Below are 18130 nucleotides of genomic sequence, written 5' to 3'. Positions count from 1 at the left end.
ATCTAGTTATTAGCTCATTTTGAACAGCGCGCTAAGTACGACGGCAAACGAAAATGTAAAGGTGCAACCGTCTGCTAGGCATTTTGCAAGAAATTCCATAGCACACGTGAGCCAAAATAGAGGGAGTCCACAGGAATTCGTTCATTTGCTGCGTGGAACATAGCTGGGAAATCAAAGCCAGGAGGAAGCTGAACTGGGGCAAAGCCATATCCCTTAATTCCCAATCTTGCTAGCGCCTTATTATCGGTACCAGCGGAAAGCATGTATGGCAGAACCATTGCGTCGGGATCTTCAGCTTCAAGTGCATTTACCATTGCCTCGACAGTCGAACCTTCGAATGGGAATTCGATTCCGTCATCGTCGTGGAGCCTTTCGAGTTCAACATCTCCTACCAGTTCGATAATCCGCTTTGCAACCGCTTCTTCGGTACCGGGAATCGGGCGTACGTCCACGCCGCCTTCCGCGCACTGAGGAATCACATTAACTTTATATCCACCGTTAATCTGGGTTGGATTGGAGCCAGTACGCAAAGTAGCTCCCACAAACGTTTTCGCAGCGCCAAGGGAATCGATTAGTTTATCAATCGTCTGTGGATCTTCCGGGTCAAAAGGTAGACCCGTGAGATCTGAGACACCGATAAGAAGCTGACGAACCGTATCAGTGAGTTGAAGAGGCCACTTTTCTGCACCGATCGCAGCAAGTGCCTGTGCTAGTTTAGTAACGGCATTGTCTTCATTAACTTGGGATCCATGCCCTGCCTTGCCACGTGCCAGTAAGCGATACCAAGTGAGACCTTTTTCAGCGGTTTGTAGTAAGTAAACGCGCTTACCATTCACATATGTGTTGTATCCGCCCACCTCTGAAATAGCGTGAGTGGCACCTTCAAAAAGTTCGGGGCGATGGTCTACGAGCCAATGAGCACCTACTTTACCGCCCGCTTCTTCATCGGCAAACATTGCAACCGTGAGATCGCGTTCAGGAACGTAGTTTATCCGCGCCATATGCCTCAAAACAGCAATTATCATGGCGTCCATATTCTTCATATCCACGGCGCCTCTGCCCCATAGAACACCGTCAATAATCTCACCACCAAAAGGGTCAACCGACCAATCTTCGCGGATCGCTGGAACAACGTCGAGGTGTCCGTGAACGACTAGTCCGCCCCGTTCACGATTTCGACCTGGAATTCGGAGAACAAGTGACGGACGGCCCTTGACCGGTTCAATCCATTCGGGCTGATAACCAACTTCACGCAGAAGATCCATCACATACGAGGCCGCTTGTGCTTCGACATCTGCCTCAATAATGCCGTTATTCGTCGAATCAAATCGAATAAGTTGTTGCGCGATACCTACGACTTCCGAAAAATCAGCTATATTTTTATGCTCGTTGGATAACATTCTGACTTCTTCCTCGTTGCGACCTAGTGATATCTGTAGTTTAAGAAATTAAACCGATTTCAAATCATTAATTGGAAAGGCTTGATTATCTCGTTTCAGTTTAACCGTCTTCGGATCTAGTGCTTCCCCTGCTTCCATCTCCGCGCACATGAACTCAACAATAGCTTCACGTGAATTACTATGGAGCCTAGCAACTTCGAGCTGCCGCTGGTAAGGAGCACCGACAACCAAAATTTTCTTCATATAAGAAAGCTCATCAAGACATCCTAAGTCTTTAGCAATCGGAGCGAGTTCGTCAAACAAAGTTGCAAGAGTATCGGTAACGAGTTCTTCATTCCCTTCGTCATCCAAAATAAGAATTGCATCCATACCGTAACGGGCAGCGCGCCACTTGTTCTCATCCACAAACCAGACTGGCAACGATGGAAGCACTTCACCAGCATCGTACTTCCTCGAAAATGACTCAACTAGGCATTGACACAAAGCCGCTACCATTCCAACCTCGGAAATATTCGACGCCGAATCACACATTCGCATTTCCAATGTACCGTACTTCGGTGAAGGGCGAATATCCCAACGTACTTCATTAAAGTCTTCGATGATCCCCGTTTTCATCATGCCGTCAGTGTAGTGCTCCAAATCCTCCCAATTATCAAATTGGTGAGGGGTTCCGGCAGTAGGAAGTTGCTGAAAAACCATCGCACGATTATCTGCATATCCCGTGTTCACGCCGTTCCAAAATGGAGATGCGGCAGTGAGCGCCTGTAAATGTGCAAAGCGAGTGAGCATCGCTTTAAGAATCGGAAGTACTTTAGCACGATCTTCGATTCCCACATGCACGTGGGTACCGAACAGTAGCATCTGCCTTCCCCAGTATTGAGTACGATTAACTAGTTCAGCGTATCTATTCGAATCTGTGACGTGCTGATACACCGGGTCAGCAAAGGGATGTGTTCCCGACGAACCCAAAGTAATGCGCAAAGGTTCAACGACTGGCTCCAGTAGTGAAATTCCGTATTGTAAATCCGCAATACACTCACGCACAGTTTTATGTGCTTGTGAAACTAGTTCAACCGTATTAACTAGCATCTCTTGTTGAATGATCGAAGTATCAGCAGGCAAGGAGCGTAGCGTCTTCAAAACAGATGTTGCGCTTTGTCTTAGATCAAAAGAATCGATGTCGAGTAACTGGAGTTCCCATTCAATACCCAAGGTAGATCGAGGTGATTGTGTAAATTTCATGACCGAAAATCCTAACTATCTTGGATCTGAATCATTTGATATTCTTCCACGCTATTGGCATATTAAGGAAAATTTAAGGCACGCAATTTAGTGCTGCACGAAATATCTTTGAATAAAGTTTTTAAGAATTATTGCACCGGCACTTACGTCAAGCGGTTTGAGTACATTTAGAACACGCTCTCCTTCGCCCTCCGCAAAGTATTTTCCTGCATAAATCGAGACGCGCAATTGAATTCCCTCCCAGTCGATTTCTGGATGGAATTGCACTCCATAGATATTTTCTTTCCAACGGACAGCTTGAACCGGGCACGACTTTGACTCCGCAAGAATCTTTCCAGTTCGCTGTACGTGAGGATCAAGCGCCTCCGAATGTCCGGTATAACATCGAAATGCCGATGATTGGTCACTGTTCGAAAGTTGGTTTCCATCAGAAAGATTCCCAAAGATTGGATCTATCTGACCTTCGTCAGTAATCGCAATTTCAGGCGCGGAAATATCCTCACGGAAGCTATTAACTAAGGCTTCTCCTAGATACAGTGCCATCGATTCAAGCCCAAAACAAATACCGAGGTAGGGAAAATCGTCCGCATAAACCGCAGCATTTAGCTCTTTTAAAAAGGCTTCGACAGAATGTTGTTCCACGCTTTTAGCCTCATCTTCAATCGTTAGATCAAATGGTGAGCCACTTACGATTACACCTGAATATGCATGTAAATCGAAATCTGAAAATGAAGTCGAATCCATTCGAATCCGCACAAGCATTGATTCTGAGATCTCCGTGAGTGCTTGGAACGACCGATATTCATCCTCGCCTATTGGCGAAGACGGGCGTGAAACTAGAAATGCAAAGGGCTTCATTTTGTCAGAATATCAATGCTAAGTAGAGATCTGCCTGACCACACACAATTTGGAAATTTATCACAAATGAATTGGGGTGTTCGCGCATTTTCGCGCAAACACCCCAATTCATTTACTTTCACGTGTTAGTTTTGTACATCGTCAACAATTGCGTCCAAAACAGCTTTCGCAGAAGCAAGGTGACGACGCCGATACGCTTCGTCATCTGCCCACGAGTCATTTTTACGCGTAACATGCACAACTAAACTGTTCGCAACTGGAATTCCATACAACGATCCCAAGATATAAAGAACTGCTGTTTCCATTTCACAGTTCATAACACCACGATCTTGGAAATATTTCATTCCGTCAGCATGCGAAAAAATATTTTGTTTCACCGCCGGTTGACGGAACTGTCCAGCATAGTATCCCTCCGAAGTTAAACCGACACCAACGTGAGTTGAAATTCCTGCTTCCTCAATTTTTTTCTTGATTCCACCAAGGAGAATTGGATCGGCAACGGCTGGATAAGAATCCGGAACATAACTAGACATCATACCGATAGTACGTGCCATACCGGAGTTCAAAATAATATCTCCTACATTTATGTCGTCTTGCCACGCACCGCATCCGCCACATCGAACAATTCGCTTAGCACCGTTTTCAATGAGTTCAGTAACTGCAATTTCAGTAGAACCAGTGCCAATACCTGTAGAGCATACGGATACAGGAACATTTTGATATTTGCCTATGATCAATTGGAACTCACGTGAATCGGTCACTAACTGAACGTCGTCAAGTAATGTACCAATGAGCTCTACGCGTCCCGGATCACCAACAACAATCGTAATTTCACCCAGCTGTCCAGAAACTAAATTTTTAAGGTGAATACTCACGCTTCTTCGACACCCTCTCCTGCACCTTTTTGAACATTAAGTGACATAACTGTAAGGAAAGACAAAATATATAGTGCTGCTAAGAAGCCCATCGCAGTTAGCAATGAGTAGTTGTCAAGGAAGAATCCAATTGCAACCGAGGAAAATCCTCCCACAGCGCGACCAATATTAAAGATTATATTGTTAGCGGTTGCACGAATTCTTGTTGGGTAAAGGTTGCCAACGATAGCTCCGTATCCAGCATTCATACCGTTCGCAAAAAATCCTACAATTGCCCCACCAATGAGGATCGTGATTGACGACGATGCAAATGAGTAGAGAAATACCGCAACAGCTGATGCAAGCAAGAACGATCCATAAGCAAACTTAGGACCAATTTTGTCCATAAACTGACCAAATACCAACATGCCTAGAACCATGCCGATAATCGTAGAAATCATCCAAATCGATGATCCGGCAAACGACACCTTAGCTTGCTGTTGGATGATTGACGGCAACCAGTTCATCAAACCGAAATAACCTGCAACCTGAACAGTTGCCATAAGCATCAGGCGTAAAGTTACAGATGCTCGCCCCTCGCGGAAAAGTTCTCCAATTGAAATCTTTTCCGAAGAATTCGTATTTACCTCCGCGCGAGCAGCTTTCCATCGGTCTGATTCTGGAAGTGCAAACCAGGCCCATACGGCAAAAAGGATTGGGATACCTCCAAAGAAAAAGAGACCCCTCCAGCCAGCACTTGGCACGATTATTGCCGCAGCAATTGCAGCAATAATCGCACCTAGCTGACCAGAAATCGTAACCCAAGAAGTAATACGCCCACGACGCTTCGCTTCAAACGCATCGGCAGCAATACTCATCACAACACCGTACATGCCGCCACCGCCAACACCTACGAAGAAACGAAGAACATAAACGGCTGTAATTCCGGTTGCGAAACCAATACAAGCAGTCGCAACAGAGAAAATTGCTACGGTTACTGCCAGATTCTTTGCATGACCGAAACGATCTGCCATTGTTCCAAATAGGATGCCACCCGCGAGCATACCTAGGTTGGTGATCGTGGAAATAAATCCACCAGCTGCTTTATTAATTCCAAAATCAACAATCATTGATGCGAGAACAAAAGATAGAAGCATGGTGCTCATGCTCTGTAGCCCCAAGCCTCCAGCTGCGGCGCCTAAAGCTTTCTTTTGGTATGAGCTGAATCCGTGTTCAGCAGGCTCTAATGCCATTTCAAGTCCTTTCAAACTTTATGGAAAACGAAAGAATCAACGTCGATCCTCTATTGACTTTTATTTTCCACTACGCGAAAATGGTTTCCGTGGTACAAAGTATAGCGATGGTGCATGTACATGTCCACATTGGTTTAAAATAGAAAATAATAAGACGATTTTCTAAAGAAAATAATTGACGCCGTTGTTAAGAAGTAGCTTAAGGAACCGAAGTGGAATTAGTTAAAAGAACATTGGATATTTTAAAGACGCTTTCCGCACAAGAGTATCCACTCACATTGTCAGAAATTTCGGCATTTACAAACATTCCAGTTTCCAGCCTCCACCGAATAATTTCCGTACTTCAAGAGGAAAATTTTGTTGTACGCGCAAACGATAAACGCTATACCCTTGGCCCAGAAGCAATCGGACTGATTCGTGGGGGAAAATCACTTGATGAAGCCGCTCCCGAAATCCTATCCAATCTGTCTGAACAATCGCATGAAACGGTATTTTTAAGCAGACTCGTTGGCAAACAAGTTAGGTGTCTTTATCTACATCGCGGAACAAGACCAGTAACTCTGGCTGTCCGAACCGGGGACGAATTACCGCTTCACGCATCTGCAGGAGCGCGAGTAATTCTTTCAGATCTTCCTCAAGATCGTATTTCGGATTTTTTCGACGAAAGCAAACTAGTAAAGTTTACCGACCGAACTCTAACCGACCTTACTCGTATTCGAGCTCATTTGAAGGTAATCCATGAAAGAGGATACGACGTTTGCTATAACGAAATAAATGCCGGAGTTTTAGTTGTATCTGCGCCGATCGTTGGTCCCCACGGTGATGTTTCAGCATCAGTTTCCATGGCAGGCGCGGTAATCGATGATTGTGAAGCAGAAGCATTAGTGTCCACATGGCTACCTCAAGTTCAAGAAGCTGCTAGTGCAATATCGGGGCTTTGGTGCCATGAATAAATTTTCTCAACAGACCTGACCATATTTTTTATTTGTCTAATGTTTATGAGCCATATATCGAAGGAGCGTTGAGCAATCTTGAACTCTACCCATCCCCCACTTCTTACCCTCAAAGACGTCGGTAAAGAATATAAATCACGTGACATGACTTCTACCGAAGCCCTACGCAATATTTCCTTAAATATTGTCGCTGGAGAGATACTTGCAATAATTGGACCATCTGGATCTGGCAAATCCACATTGTTACGTATTATTGCGGGACTAGATAAGGAATTCACAGGAGAAATTAACAGGGTTACGGCAAGCGAAAAACCGTCTAAAAAATCACTTCCTTCTACAGGATTTGTTTTTCAGTCACCCACACTCCTTCCTTGGAGAACAGTAAGAAAAAATACTGAATTAGGGCTTGAAGGTAGCAATTTAACACGATCTGAAATTGATAGAAGGGTTGACGACCTGCTTGCGTTAACGGGACTAGCCGATTTTTCAACCGCATACCCACATCAATTATCAGGGGGAATGCAGCAACGTCTTTCCATCGCCCGCGCACTTGCATACGATCCACCATTACTATTGATGGATGAGCCCTTCGGAGCTCTGGATTATATAACTAGAGAGCAACTTCAAGACGACCTGCTACGTATTTGGCAAAACACAGGAAAAACGATCGTCGTTGTTACGCATGCTGTTGACGAAGCGGCATATTTAGCGGATAGAGTATGCGTGCTGACTTCCCGACCAGGTAAAATCCGTGCTATCCATGATGTTCCCCTTCCTCGTCCCCGAACTCTGGATACAAAATCAAGTATTGAATTTGCGAAGTTCCAAGGGGTGTTGCGCGAGGAGCTTAAAGATGCCGGTAACTAATAAAAAACTACTTCCAATAGTGGGAAGTGGGATTCTGTATGTTGCAGCACTAGTTGTTTTATGGCACGCATATGTTTCCTTGGCAGAAGTACCAAAGTTTATCCTCCCCGGACCACTCGATGTTGGACACGAAATCGGGAAAATTATTAGCTCCGGAGAGTTGTGGCCACACTTTTTTTATACAGCTCGTAATGTTCTTTCCGGTTTTCTACTTGGGATGATTTTTGGCGGATTTCTGGGATATTTATGCCAAAAAAATCCTATTGTGGAAGCAGCTATTTCCCCATTCCTTGTATTTTTACAAGCTACGCCCAAAATTGCGCTCGCCCCGATCTTCGTCTTATGGTTCGGCTTTGGTTTAGAAAGCCAAATCCTCCTTATTTTTTCTTTAGCGTTCTTTCCGATTATGACCGGTGTAATGGCAGGATTAGCCAGTCTTGATCCACAGTTTATTGAACTAGGCACGCTTATGAAGATGAATAGGTGGGACTTTTTCAGAAAAATCCAGGGACCTGCAGCTTTGCCAGAATTCTTCACCGGAATGAGAATTGGTTTGCTTGACGCACTGACCGGAGCAGTTCTAGCAGAATTCATCTCGTCCGACAAGGGACTGGGATATCTTTTAGTATTTGGTAATTCAACCTATAAAACTGCAATTTTAATGAGCGCAATCCTTGTTATTGTTTTGTTTGGAATTGCAATTTACCTATTTATCCAATTAGTCGAGAATCGCTTTTTGAAATGGAAGATTGATAAATATGACGCATCGCATTTCTAGATTCTATTACCTGACAATTATTACCATATTGTCCATTTTGCTTTCTTTAACTGCCTGCTCAGTCGGCACGATTTCTCCCCAAAAAGTAGATGGGCAAACAAAGGTCACGATTCAAATAGACGGAGCGGCCGTTCCATATTATGCGCCGTTATACGTAGCGAAAGAAAAAGGATACTTTAAAAATGAGGGACTCGACGTCAATTTTATTTATGCAGATGCCTCAACAGTATTAAAAAATGTGGCAGTTGGAAACGTCGAATTCGGTTTTCCTAATGGCGATTCAGTTGTGTCGGCGATTGCGAACGGTGTACCGATTTCGGTTGTCCATACGACTTACCAACAAGGAATCGGTGCGATCTTAAGCATGGACCCAAATCCGGTTTTGAATCCAGCCGATTTGCGCGGTAAAAAAGTAGCTGTGACAAGCTTGGGAAGCCCTAACTACGTACAACTTCAAGCACTTTCTCAAAGCAATCACATCGATGTCAAAACTGATGTAGACGTCAAAGTAATTGGAACGTCATCTATTACCGAAGCGCTACGTTCAAAGCAGGTTGATGCAATAATTTTCTCAAGAGTTCGATATTTTGCACTCAAAGCACAAGGAATTCCTGTTCATGAAGTACCAATGGAAGAATACCTTCCATCTTACGGAAATGTCCTTGTAGCTAATCAAAATTTGGTTGATGAATATCCACAAATTGTGAACTCATTCATTCGAGCATTGAACAGTTCACTCGAATTTCTCATCAATGGCGGATTAAACGAAGGTGTAGATATTTCTAAAAAATATGCGCCAGGTTTTGATGGCCAAGAGAAACAAATAGTTTCCATCCTAAACGAGCTATTCGTAAAACAGCTTTGGCAATCTCAACTCACAAAAAAGAATGGTCTTGGGTCGTCTGATATTCAAAAATGGCAAGATATTGCAGATCTACAATTGAAGTTTGGGCTTATCGACAAGCCGGTAAAAGTTGCTGACTATATTCGTCAACCACAAGATTTTCTACAAAGTTCAAATGAAAAGTGAAACATATGAAAACTTTTAATAAAATTTCACGCAATCTGATTGGATTTCTTTCTGTAGGAATTTTTATATGCCTCTGGCAGTTTTCTTGTTCTCACGGATTTTTCGATCCTAAAATTCTCCCTTCACCATTCGATCTGATGACTCGAACCTATGAATTGCTAGCAAATGCAAATTTTGCTTTTGATTTTCTTGTTACAGTCATTGAAATTTTACTTGGAGTTTTGATTGGCAGTGCTACAGCGCTTTTTACAGCCTTCGTATTCTTCAGATCTAAGATGATTGAACGTCTGTCAATGCCACTTATTCTTATCGCACAGATAACTCCAAAGATCGCTTTAGCCCCACTATTTGTTCTGTGGTTTGGACTGGGATTGGCATCAAAGGTATGGCTTGTAGCGCTAGTAACTTTCTTCCCTGTACTGGTGAATTGCCTAACAGGTCTGCGCAGTATTTCCCCAGCAATGTTCGAGCTCAGTAAAATTCTGGAATTTAATCGTTTCCAGCGAATAATAAAGATTGAGTTGCCATCGATACGATCGCACTTATCTACTGGAATTAGACTAGGCTCGCTGGCTGGCGTAACCGCAGCGGTTATTGGGGAAATGATTGGGGCGCGTGCAGGGCTTGGCTATGTTGTTATCCGAGGGCAAGAGACCGCCGATATTTCACAAAGTCTAGTTTCCATATTTATGCTTGGATTTTTAGGGCTTCTTTTCTGGTTAGGATTTCAAAAAGTCGCACAAAAAACTAAGTAACTTCGATAACATCTGTCCATCGGTGAGTACTCACACCCTTGCTCTTGCGAGTGGTGACTGGGTTCTTGTCCTTACGTTTGCCTGCCATGCACGCGACGGCCATGATCCACCAGGTCTGCTTGACCGATCATATGATACTTATCAATAAACAAGAGCAAATACGCGCGTTTCGGGTCGAGCTCTTTCGTAAAAAGCCAACGCGGCTTTCAATAACTCGTTCGTACCACGCAACTCCAAGATCTCTTGGCATAACAATGCGTTCTCAGTAACAAGATCAATCTCATCAACACGATAACGATTCTTTCACCGAGACTGTTACAGTCATTGCCGTTGGAAAAACCTCGACCATTTCACTAACAGACCTAAAACCAGCATCGCGTTTTGACCCATGAGCCAAAGAATTCAGAAAATAAAAGTGTGGTTCTCAAATTAAATATTTGAGAACCACACTTTTCTGTGCGCGGAGGGGGACTTGAACCCCCACCCACTATACGTGGACTAGCACCTCAAGCTAGCGCGTCTGCCTATTCCGCCACCCGCGCAGGTGTCGTTTTGCAACGAATAAAAATGTATCACTATTAGGTGTTTCATGACAATTTTCGCGGTAGTTTTTTAGTGTGATCTGGAACAACATTCTTCTTATCTGTCATCGCCGGTAGGATGTACTTGTATCTATTCGTCGAATGCGAGGTCTTGATGTCTAAGGAAATAAAGGAAACTACCGGCGCTAACACTGAACACAACGGTGGAATCCCCGATTCTAATCAGCCAGAATTGCTTGTTCGGCAGTTCCACAGCGTATATGGGCTTCCCGTGGTCTCCGACGGTGCAAACGTCGATCGTGATCGTGTTCATATGCGCATGGCACTAATTGCTGAAGAATTCGCAGAATTAGTTGGATCGATCTATGGCAAGCAAGCTCGCAAGACGATCGAATCGGCGTTCGGTGAAGCCGTCACGTACGACGACGATTCCCGCGATACTGTTGAAACCGCCGATGCTCTAGGCGATTTAGTCTACGTTATTTATGGAATGGCTTTGGAAATGGGTATTCCTATGAAAGATGTGCTCGCTGAAATTCAGGCATCGAATTTGTCTAAGCTTGGCGAAGATGGAAAACCTATCTACCGAGAAGATGGAAAAGTCCTTAAAGGCCCTAATTTCTTCCAACCAAATATCGCTCGAGTTCTTGGCTTTACAGGTGAAAATTAGAAGAAACAACGATACTCACCAAATATAGCAAGACTTGAATAAAGAAGTGCTCCCTCAGAAACTTAACCTCAATAAAATGAGTTCATTCAGTTTCTAGGGAGCACTTCTTAAATGATAACGATAAGTTACGAAGATTGATTTCTGTTCAACGTACAGGAATCTCGGTAACTGCCGAGATTAATACCCGGTCTTCCCATTCCGTGAGTTAGGGTACTGCCGTTCGTCAACAACTTCGGCGTCTTCGATGTCATCATCGATCGTGGCAGCCAAGATATCTGCGGACAACCGATCAATTCGAGCCTGAACCTTCTTCAGCTCTTCTTTCTTAGCGTTCTCCCCCATGATATCGAGTAAAGGTAAAGCCTTTTCAAGCTGCTCAATTTCCGAACGCCACTGCCTCGCTTTGTCAGCCATATTAGGGGTATTCGCAGAGGCGTAGAGGTAGGTCGTCTGCTCACGTAGAATCGTCAAACGTTCGTGGTTACCTTTAATTCCACCACTCTTAGACTTTGATCCGGCGATCTTTCCGATACGCCCTTTAATCTGGCTAAAGAGTTCAGGGTTTTCTTTCATTATCGTACGTAGTTGAGGACCGTAAAGCTTAACCACTTTTAAAATCGCTGGTCCAGCAACGGTCGCTACTTTGACCAATCCGCCAATTTTTCCCATCGGTTCCCTTTCAATCGGATCTAAAGCAATAATATCGGTTGATGCTGAAATTCGTAGATGATTCTTTAACTGAAGATGGTTTCTTCCCTCTGAGCAGAAACCACCTTAACGGAAATCCCTGGAAGCTACCGCAACTCCTAAATCAAATTCTTTAAAGCTATCCGCCACCAGATTCACAGCTCCGTCTCCCCTCTCTATTTTGCCTCTAATCATCAATCCTTGCCGATGGCGCACAATACTTCGATATTTGTTCCATAGCGGCCCTGAACAAACTACATTCATCATCCCGGTTTCGTCTTCAAGCGAGATAAAAGTAATCCCACGTGCAGTAGGAGGTCGCTGCCTGTGCGTAACAATCCCTGCAATCCATATTCTCGAGTCCGATTCCGCCACTTTAGCCTCATCGATTTTTATAACGAGGGCATTGTTTAACATCGGACGGACGACCTCCATAAGATGTTTACTCGGAGAAATCCCCATGCTACGGAAGTCAGCATAGACTTCTTCTTCCTCAGACATATCTGGAAGAATCGGGGCTCGAGAACCCACTTCAGTTCCAGGGATTGTAAGCTGGAAGAAGTCTCCCGTACGAATTTCATGATGTGAAAGTGCACCTGCCGCCCAAGCACCTTCACGGCGTTTAACCTCAAGCGATGTTAACGCCCCACTAGCCGATAACTTTTTTAGGTCCTCAGTAGATAGTTCGGCTCGTCTCGCTAAATCTGCCATAGAATCAAACTGCTGTTGATCACGAACATTAAGAATACGATCTATAGCGTTTCCTAATCCTTTGATGTTTGACAACCCTAGTCTCACTGCAAGGCAAGGATTAGCTTCCACCAAGGGATGCTTTTTCAAAGGTGTGAAAGATGTTCTTTCAACTTGGGAATGCTTCGCCGAAAAACACACATCAACAGGTAATACTTGAACCCCATGCTGGCGCGCATCGGTAATAAGCGTTTGTGGAGAGTAAAAACCCATGGGTTGAGCAGCTAAAATTCCGGCATAGAAAGACTCAGGGTGATGAACTTTTAACCATGCACTCGCATACACCAAATAAGCAAAAGAGAAGGAATGCGATTCAGGAAAACCGAAGTCAGCAAAAGCATTAAGTTTGTCGAAGATATTTTCGCAAGTAGCATCATCGATGCCATTAGCTTTCATCCCGTTGATAAGATCAGTATGCAACTCTTCCATCCGGTCGTGGCTTCGTTTGCTACTCATTGCCTTGCGTAATCGGTCAGCTTGTACTGGACTAAATCCCGCAGCATCAATCGCCATTTGCATCAATTGTTCTTGAAAAAGAGGAACTCCAAGTGTCTTTTCCAAAGCATTCTTTAAAAGCGGATGCGGATAAGTAATGGGTTCACGTCCACGACGCCGATTTAGATATGGGTTTACCGAGTCGCCTTGAATAGGTCCAGGTCTAATAAGCGCAACTTCGATGACGATATCATAAAAAGTTCGGGGCTTTAACCTCGGCAATGTAGACATCTGTGCTCTGGATTCCACTTGGAATACCCCCACAGTATCGGCTGCACAAAGAAGATCAAATACCTTTTCGTCTTCCTGGTCTAGATTATAGAGATTCAGTGGTGAGCCGTCCTTTGCCCGAATTCCATGTTCGTCTAATTCGGTAAAAGAGAGTCTCAAAGCAGTTAGCATTCCCAAGCCAAGCAAATCGAATTTAACTAAACCAGCTTCTGCACAATCATCTTTATCCCACTGTAAAACTGTACGTCCTGCTTTCGTAGCCCATCCAACTGGGCACACTTCTACCACTGGGCGGTCACATAGAACCATTCCTCCAGAATGAATACCTAAATGACGTGGTAGGTGTTGAATCTTTTCAACAAAATCTAAAACTCTAGGAGGCGGCAACGATTCTTTTTTGCTGCCCCCAGGCGAGTTCTGAGCGTGACACCCCTCAATATCTTTGGTCCAATGTTCTGCTACGCCTTCTTTATAACCCAATGCCCGTGCTACATCTCTTAGCGCAGAACGACGCCGATAAGTGATTACGTTAGTTACCTGAGCAGCGTGTTTCCTACCATATCTTTCATAAACATGCTGAATTACTTGTTCACGTAATTTTGATTCAATATCTAGATCAATGTCCGGTGGACCTGAACGCCCCGGCGAAATAAAACGTTCAAAAAGCATCTTGTGTTGAACAGCGTCCACAGCTGTAATACCTAAAGCAAAGCAAACAGCAGAGTTCGCAGCAGATCCACGCCCTTGGCACCAAATCCCTCTTTGCCTGCAATATTCCACTATTTCGTGGATTATCAAAAAATATCCCGCAAAACCAAGGTTCACAATGGTTTCTAACTCGCGATCAATCTGCTCCCAAGCTCGCGGATTACTATCTCGTAAACCATACTTAGCTTCGCCTTGTTGCCTAACAAGTGTGACTAGCCAAGTATCCTCTGTATAGCCTGAGGGAACAGGAAAAGGAGGAAGATTTGGAGCAACCAAAGCCAAATCAAATGCACATTCTCTACCAATTGCTGTTGCCGCGTCCACAGCTTCTTTATGATCGTAGTGAACGGTGATCATTTCATTTCCCGAACGCAGATACCTTCCCCAACGAGGCAAATTAGCAACTAGTTCTTCAACGGTTTTCCTTTCCCTCACCGCTGCTAAAACATCACTGGTTGGAACTTCGTTATATCTTGCAGCGTGCACATTGCTTGTAGCTACTGCGCGAACTCCGGATTTTTGCGCCAATTCGACTAATGCATCATTCTGCTCTCTATCTAGTGGTTGGCCCCAATCTGTGATTTCCACTGCCACCGAGTCTTTTCCAAATATCTGCACAAGGCGATCAAGTTCTGAATGAGCTTTATCGAAAGCCCATATCCCAGTTTCTTTTTCTAACGCGGAACGTACGAAACCATTTCTACATCCCACAATTATTTGCCAATGATCTTTTCCAAATCCCGCTGCTTCCTCAATTGAGAGGTCTATTTTCCCTTTTTCTCCCGAACGAAGCATCCCTTCACTAATTGCGCTTGAGAGACGGCGATATCCATCAACATTGCGGCTAAGAACAATGAGGCTCTTGCGTTCGTTATCGCCAAGAGAAGTTCTATCTCGAGGAATTTCAAGATCATCAAAGAGGTTAAGCTCAGAACCAATAATTGTTGGAAGGCCTACAGCACGTGACGCAGTCGAAAGCTGTACCACACCGGGTAGTCCATCACGATCGGTTAATGCTAGGCTTTCTAGCTCTAACTCTATTGCACGGCGGACTAGCTCACCCGGAGATGAAACACCATGTAGGAAGCTATAAGCAGAGTGAACATGTAGCTCAGCGTAGGGATACATAATTAGTATTCTCCAACCAAGGCCCAGCCTTGCGAATCCCAGACGCACAGAAACGCTTGCCCCTGTTCAACTCCTATTTCACACCACACCTGATCCAGTCCAACTTTTTCTTCCCACCATTGACGGCGGTATAGCCATGGAGCGGAAAACTGAGTAATTTTCCCATTCTGCCTTTTTCCTGCGATTTTATTTGGCTCTACAAAACCGCATCCCTCCGTGCAATAAAACCTGCCTAGTGATGAAACTTTGCATGGATGCCCCCGTGCATCCATGATGCAAATTGGTTCCACATGATCGAGTATTTTCCCAGGCCATGGTTCAGGAATTGCACCCAGCCAACTAGCATCACCACAGCGTTCATGTGAATCTGCGGTGAAACTCCACGGCTCTAAAACATAGGCGGACTTCGGATTGAGTTTTGAAACTAACCGAGGCACAACCGTATTTTCTTGCCCTACCAGAGTCTGGATGCGATGAATTGCTCGGTGAGTAGATTGAGAAATACTTTCTTCTCTCCCCCACAGAACAGTTTGCTGATGCCCCAACAACCATAGGTTTTGGGCCTGCAATAAAATAGAAGCAATCCCTATCGGTTCTCGTTGAGTAGAAGCACTATCAAAGTCAAATTCCGAGAGCCACATTTTGATTTGCCAACGAACTCTATCGACTATCACAGGAACATCGACGGCATCGAGGTGCCAGGTTCGTAGAAATTTTTGAGAGTTAGTCATTTGTATCTGAATAACTAATTCCTTAGCATAATAGCCTTCGTATTCAAGAATCCGAACGAGTTCAGTTCCTAGTTCCCTAGCTAAAAAGGTAGCACTTTCACTATTCATTACGGGAGTGTCCAGTTTTCGTTCTACCGTTACCTGCTTTTGTTGACCTTGCTCCTTCTCAGGCAAATATAGATCCAGATCAAGTAGAGAAATAGCGAATTTTGCAATTTCTCCAAATCTCGAAAAAAGAAGCGCTCGATCAAGATTTTTCAGATCCCTAAGAGTACGAAGACCAAGCAGATGGAGATCGTTAAGAAATTCCGTCATTTGGGCAGTGCGCTCTACCGAAAAGCAAACTTCTTTCAATACACCTAACGGCATTGGATCAAGGAACAGCGCTGTATTTTTTACAGAGGAATCTTCGTATGCTGCAAGAACCGCGCAGAGTGTTCCTTCACCAAAACCGATATGAGCCTCACAGCCTATTTCTTCAACTAAGCGTCCAAGCACCAGATCTGCAAGTTTTTCTTGTGATCCTACCATCCGCACAGGACCGCGTGAGTTAAAGAGCAACATCCCTGGCTGCAAAACGACAACATGAGAAATAAATTCTTCACAAACCCGAATAACTCTGTCAAAGTTCTGTATTTCAAGGTCGTAGCATCGAGGTAAAAGCTCAACCATAGGAGAAATGCTTTTGGCATGCCGCTTCTTCATACCTTTAAAAACACCCAATTGAGCAGCTACGTCATCAACAACCGTTACTTTATTATGCTCATAAACAGCATTTCCGCCATTGTTTTGTGTTCGACCGTAAGCTCGTAGCGTTTCGAGAGGCCAATCAGGGATCCACACTACTGCGTGCATCATTTCACCTCACCACCATGAGCTTTTTAGATGACGATGCCTTCAAAGTTTTTCTAGGCTCTTGTTTTTTACAATCGAAGTCCCAACCAGATTCATTAAAAGCTACAAAAGAATCTCCGTATCTAGAACTAACACGGTAGGTAATTTCTTGAATATGGCCGCGTCCTTGACATAGTCCATGAACCCTACAAGGGTTGCAATCAACTAAAAACGAATTCGTTTTCCATTCCGTTGTAATGACTAAGGTGTTCTTCAAACGAGCGCGTTTTGCAACTTTTCGTTCTTCACGCTGGCTAAGTACAATACCTTCTATTAAAAGGATGTCACATCCGTCTATCGCTGCGAACAGTATCTGTGGAGCGAAATGATCAAGATCAGGAACGTAGATGAGACGATTCCGATCTAATCCACTTTTAAAGAAAACATCCCATCCAAGGTTCTTAGCGCCGAGAATAGCTACCCATGCCCCTTGTTTTGACGCTATTCCCAACAGAAGAGCTTTTAGTATGTGCGAATCTGATATACGAAGAACACCTGATTTACTCAAGCCGTAGGGGAAAACTGCTTTCAACGACGAAGGAACTAGAAAAACCAACTCTCCTAGCTCCCCCAATGTTTTTCTTCTGAGGAGTTAGAAAAACTCTCTACAACACGTAGCCCCGTGCGCATTTGTGCTTGCGCAAGAGCATCTCGAGCTCGATTTAATCGATCGTTCACAACCCCACCTTTCGAACGTTTGTTCGATAAAATATTAAACCACTTCTCCCGCTAAAAACAATGCCCAGCCTCCTAAAATGAGGCATTGCCAGCAAAACTGTTGAAATTGGACGTAAAGAAAGAAAAGTGAGTTACCCTTAACTCGTGCTTCATATTGTTTTCCATGAACCTAAGATCCCCGGCAATACCGGAAACGCAATCAGACTCTCTGCATGTACAGGAGCTAGACTCCATCTCATAGAGCCTCTTGCGTTTAATTTTTCTGATACCCACCTCAAGCGCGCCGGCCTGGATTATCACGACCTAGCCGACGTCGTCATCCATAAAAACTGGAACGAAGCAAAGGAACACTTTGGTGAGGAGTGCCGAATTTTCGCATTCACCTCCCACACCGAAAACAACTACGCACACGAACAGTATCACGACGGAGATGTGCTCCTTTTCGGCACTGAACCTACAGGCCTTCCAGACGAAGTCCTCAACGATCCACGCCTAACTAAGTGGCTACGCATCCCAATGCTCCCCGCTCGTCGCTCGCTTAACTTAGCCAATTCGGCATCAATCGCCATCTATGAGGCCTGGCGTCAGCTAGACTTTCCCGGCTCGGCAGGAATTTCTTAAGCCTG

The 18130-nt window shown here is 44.4% G+C and carries 15 protein-coding genes, 1 tRNA gene and 1 pseudogene; 7 read left to right on the top strand and 10 right to left on the bottom strand.

The features are described 5' to 3' along the window. Positions 1-74 precede the first annotated feature (74 nt). The 5 genes from EIH22_RS05305 to EIH22_RS05285 all read right to left on the bottom strand — a co-directional run bounded on the left by EIH22_RS05305 (position 75) and on the right by EIH22_RS05285 (position 5607). Complete coding sequence (locus tag EIH22_RS05305; RefSeq protein WP_124054785.1) at positions 75-1400, bottom strand: M20/M25/M40 family metallo-hydrolase; 1326 nt, start codon at positions 1398-1400, stop codon at positions 75-77. Between the two features lie 48 nt (positions 1401-1448). Next, entirely contained in the window at positions 1449-2642 is a 1194-nt protein-coding gene (locus EIH22_RS05300) for a glutamate--cysteine ligase (protein WP_124054784.1), read from the bottom strand. An 87-nt stretch (positions 2643-2729) separates the two neighbouring features. Then, a complete protein-coding gene (locus tag EIH22_RS05295) occupies positions 2730-3500 on the bottom strand; it encodes a glutamine amidotransferase-related protein (RefSeq protein WP_124054783.1) in 771 nt (256 codons plus the stop codon). 125 nt (positions 3501-3625) lie between these two features. Then, positions 3626-4375, bottom strand: coding sequence for a nucleoside phosphorylase (locus EIH22_RS05290; RefSeq protein WP_124054782.1), 750 nt, complete (start codon positions 4373-4375; stop codon positions 3626-3628). Further along, entirely contained in the window at positions 4372-5607 is a 1236-nt protein-coding gene (locus EIH22_RS05285) for an MFS transporter (RefSeq protein ID WP_124054781.1), read from the bottom strand. The genes EIH22_RS05290 and EIH22_RS05285 overlap by 4 nt, the downstream gene beginning before the upstream one ends. Positions 5608-5819: 212 nt before the next feature. Between EIH22_RS05285 and EIH22_RS05280 the strand changes: the two genes are divergently transcribed. The 5 genes from EIH22_RS05280 (at position 5820) to EIH22_RS05260 (ending at position 9990) form a co-directional block, all read left to right on the top strand. Further along, complete coding sequence (locus EIH22_RS05280; RefSeq protein WP_124054780.1) at positions 5820-6560, top strand: IclR family transcriptional regulator; 741 nt, start codon at positions 5820-5822, stop codon at positions 6558-6560. Positions 6561-6704: 144 nt separating this feature from the next. Further along, entirely contained in the window at positions 6705-7427 is a 723-nt protein-coding gene (locus tag EIH22_RS05275) for an ABC transporter ATP-binding protein (protein WP_124054779.1), read from the top strand. Positions 7428-7506: 79 nt separating this feature from the next. Then, positions 7507-8205: an ABC transporter permease gene (locus EIH22_RS05270; protein WP_160149026.1), complete on the top strand. Its 699-nt coding sequence runs from the start codon at positions 7507-7509 to the stop codon at positions 8203-8205. Further along, positions 8186-9235, top strand: coding sequence for an ABC transporter substrate-binding protein (locus EIH22_RS05265; RefSeq protein WP_124054777.1), 1050 nt, complete (start codon positions 8186-8188; stop codon positions 9233-9235). The genes EIH22_RS05270 and EIH22_RS05265 overlap by 20 nt, the downstream gene beginning before the upstream one ends. A 5-nt stretch (positions 9236-9240) precedes the next feature. Beyond that, positions 9241-9990 (top strand): ABC transporter permease, encoded by a 750-nt coding sequence (locus tag EIH22_RS05260; RefSeq protein WP_124054776.1) that lies wholly within the window; start codon positions 9241-9243, stop codon positions 9988-9990. A 457-nt stretch (positions 9991-10447) separates the two neighbouring features. On the opposite strand, the gene EIH22_RS05255 is transcribed toward EIH22_RS05260, so the two are convergent. Continuing rightward, positions 10448-10532: transfer RNA gene (locus EIH22_RS05255), tRNA-Leu, on the bottom strand. A 196-nt stretch (positions 10533-10728) separates the two neighbouring features. On the opposite strand from EIH22_RS05255, the pseudogene EIH22_RS05250 reads away from it, so the two are divergent. Continuing rightward, positions 10729-11202, top strand: a pseudogene (locus EIH22_RS05250) (pyrophosphohydrolase domain-containing protein); the annotation flags it as partial. 177 nt (positions 11203-11379) lie between these two features. On the opposite strand, the gene EIH22_RS05245 reads toward EIH22_RS05250, so the two are convergent. From EIH22_RS05245 to EIH22_RS05230, 4 genes are all read right to left on the bottom strand, one after another. Continuing rightward, positions 11380-11871, bottom strand: coding sequence for a hypothetical protein (locus EIH22_RS05245; protein WP_124054774.1), 492 nt, complete (start codon positions 11869-11871; stop codon positions 11380-11382). Between the two features lie 105 nt (positions 11872-11976). Continuing rightward, positions 11977-15201: an error-prone DNA polymerase gene (locus EIH22_RS05240; protein ID WP_124054773.1), complete on the bottom strand. Its 3225-nt coding sequence runs from the start codon at positions 15199-15201 to the stop codon at positions 11977-11979. 2 nt (positions 15202-15203) lie between these two features. Next, the gene (locus tag EIH22_RS05235; RefSeq protein WP_124054772.1) at positions 15204-16790 is read right to left on the bottom strand and encodes a Y-family DNA polymerase; all 1587 of its coding nucleotides are present in this window, start codon (positions 16788-16790) and stop codon (positions 15204-15206) included. Between the two features lies 1 nt (position 16791). Continuing rightward, on the bottom strand, positions 16792-17400 hold the full coding sequence (locus EIH22_RS05230; RefSeq protein ID WP_124054771.1) for a hypothetical protein: 609 nt from the start codon (positions 17398-17400) through the stop codon (positions 16792-16794). A gap of 248 nt (positions 17401-17648) precedes the next feature. Between EIH22_RS05230 and EIH22_RS05225 the strand changes: the two genes are divergently transcribed. Further along, the gene (locus tag EIH22_RS05225) at positions 17649-18125 is read left to right on the top strand and encodes a tRNA (cytidine(34)-2'-O)-methyltransferase (RefSeq protein ID WP_124054770.1); all 477 of its coding nucleotides are present in this window, start codon (positions 17649-17651) and stop codon (positions 18123-18125) included. Positions 18126-18130: the final 5 nt, after the last annotated feature.

The sequence above is a fragment of the Arcanobacterium ihumii genome, from assembly GCF_900604515.1.
In the GTDB taxonomy this organism is placed as follows: Bacteria; Actinomycetota; Actinomycetes; order Actinomycetales; family Actinomycetaceae; genus Arcanobacterium_A; species Arcanobacterium_A ihumii.
This window is presented reverse-complemented; position numbering and strand designations above follow the sequence as displayed.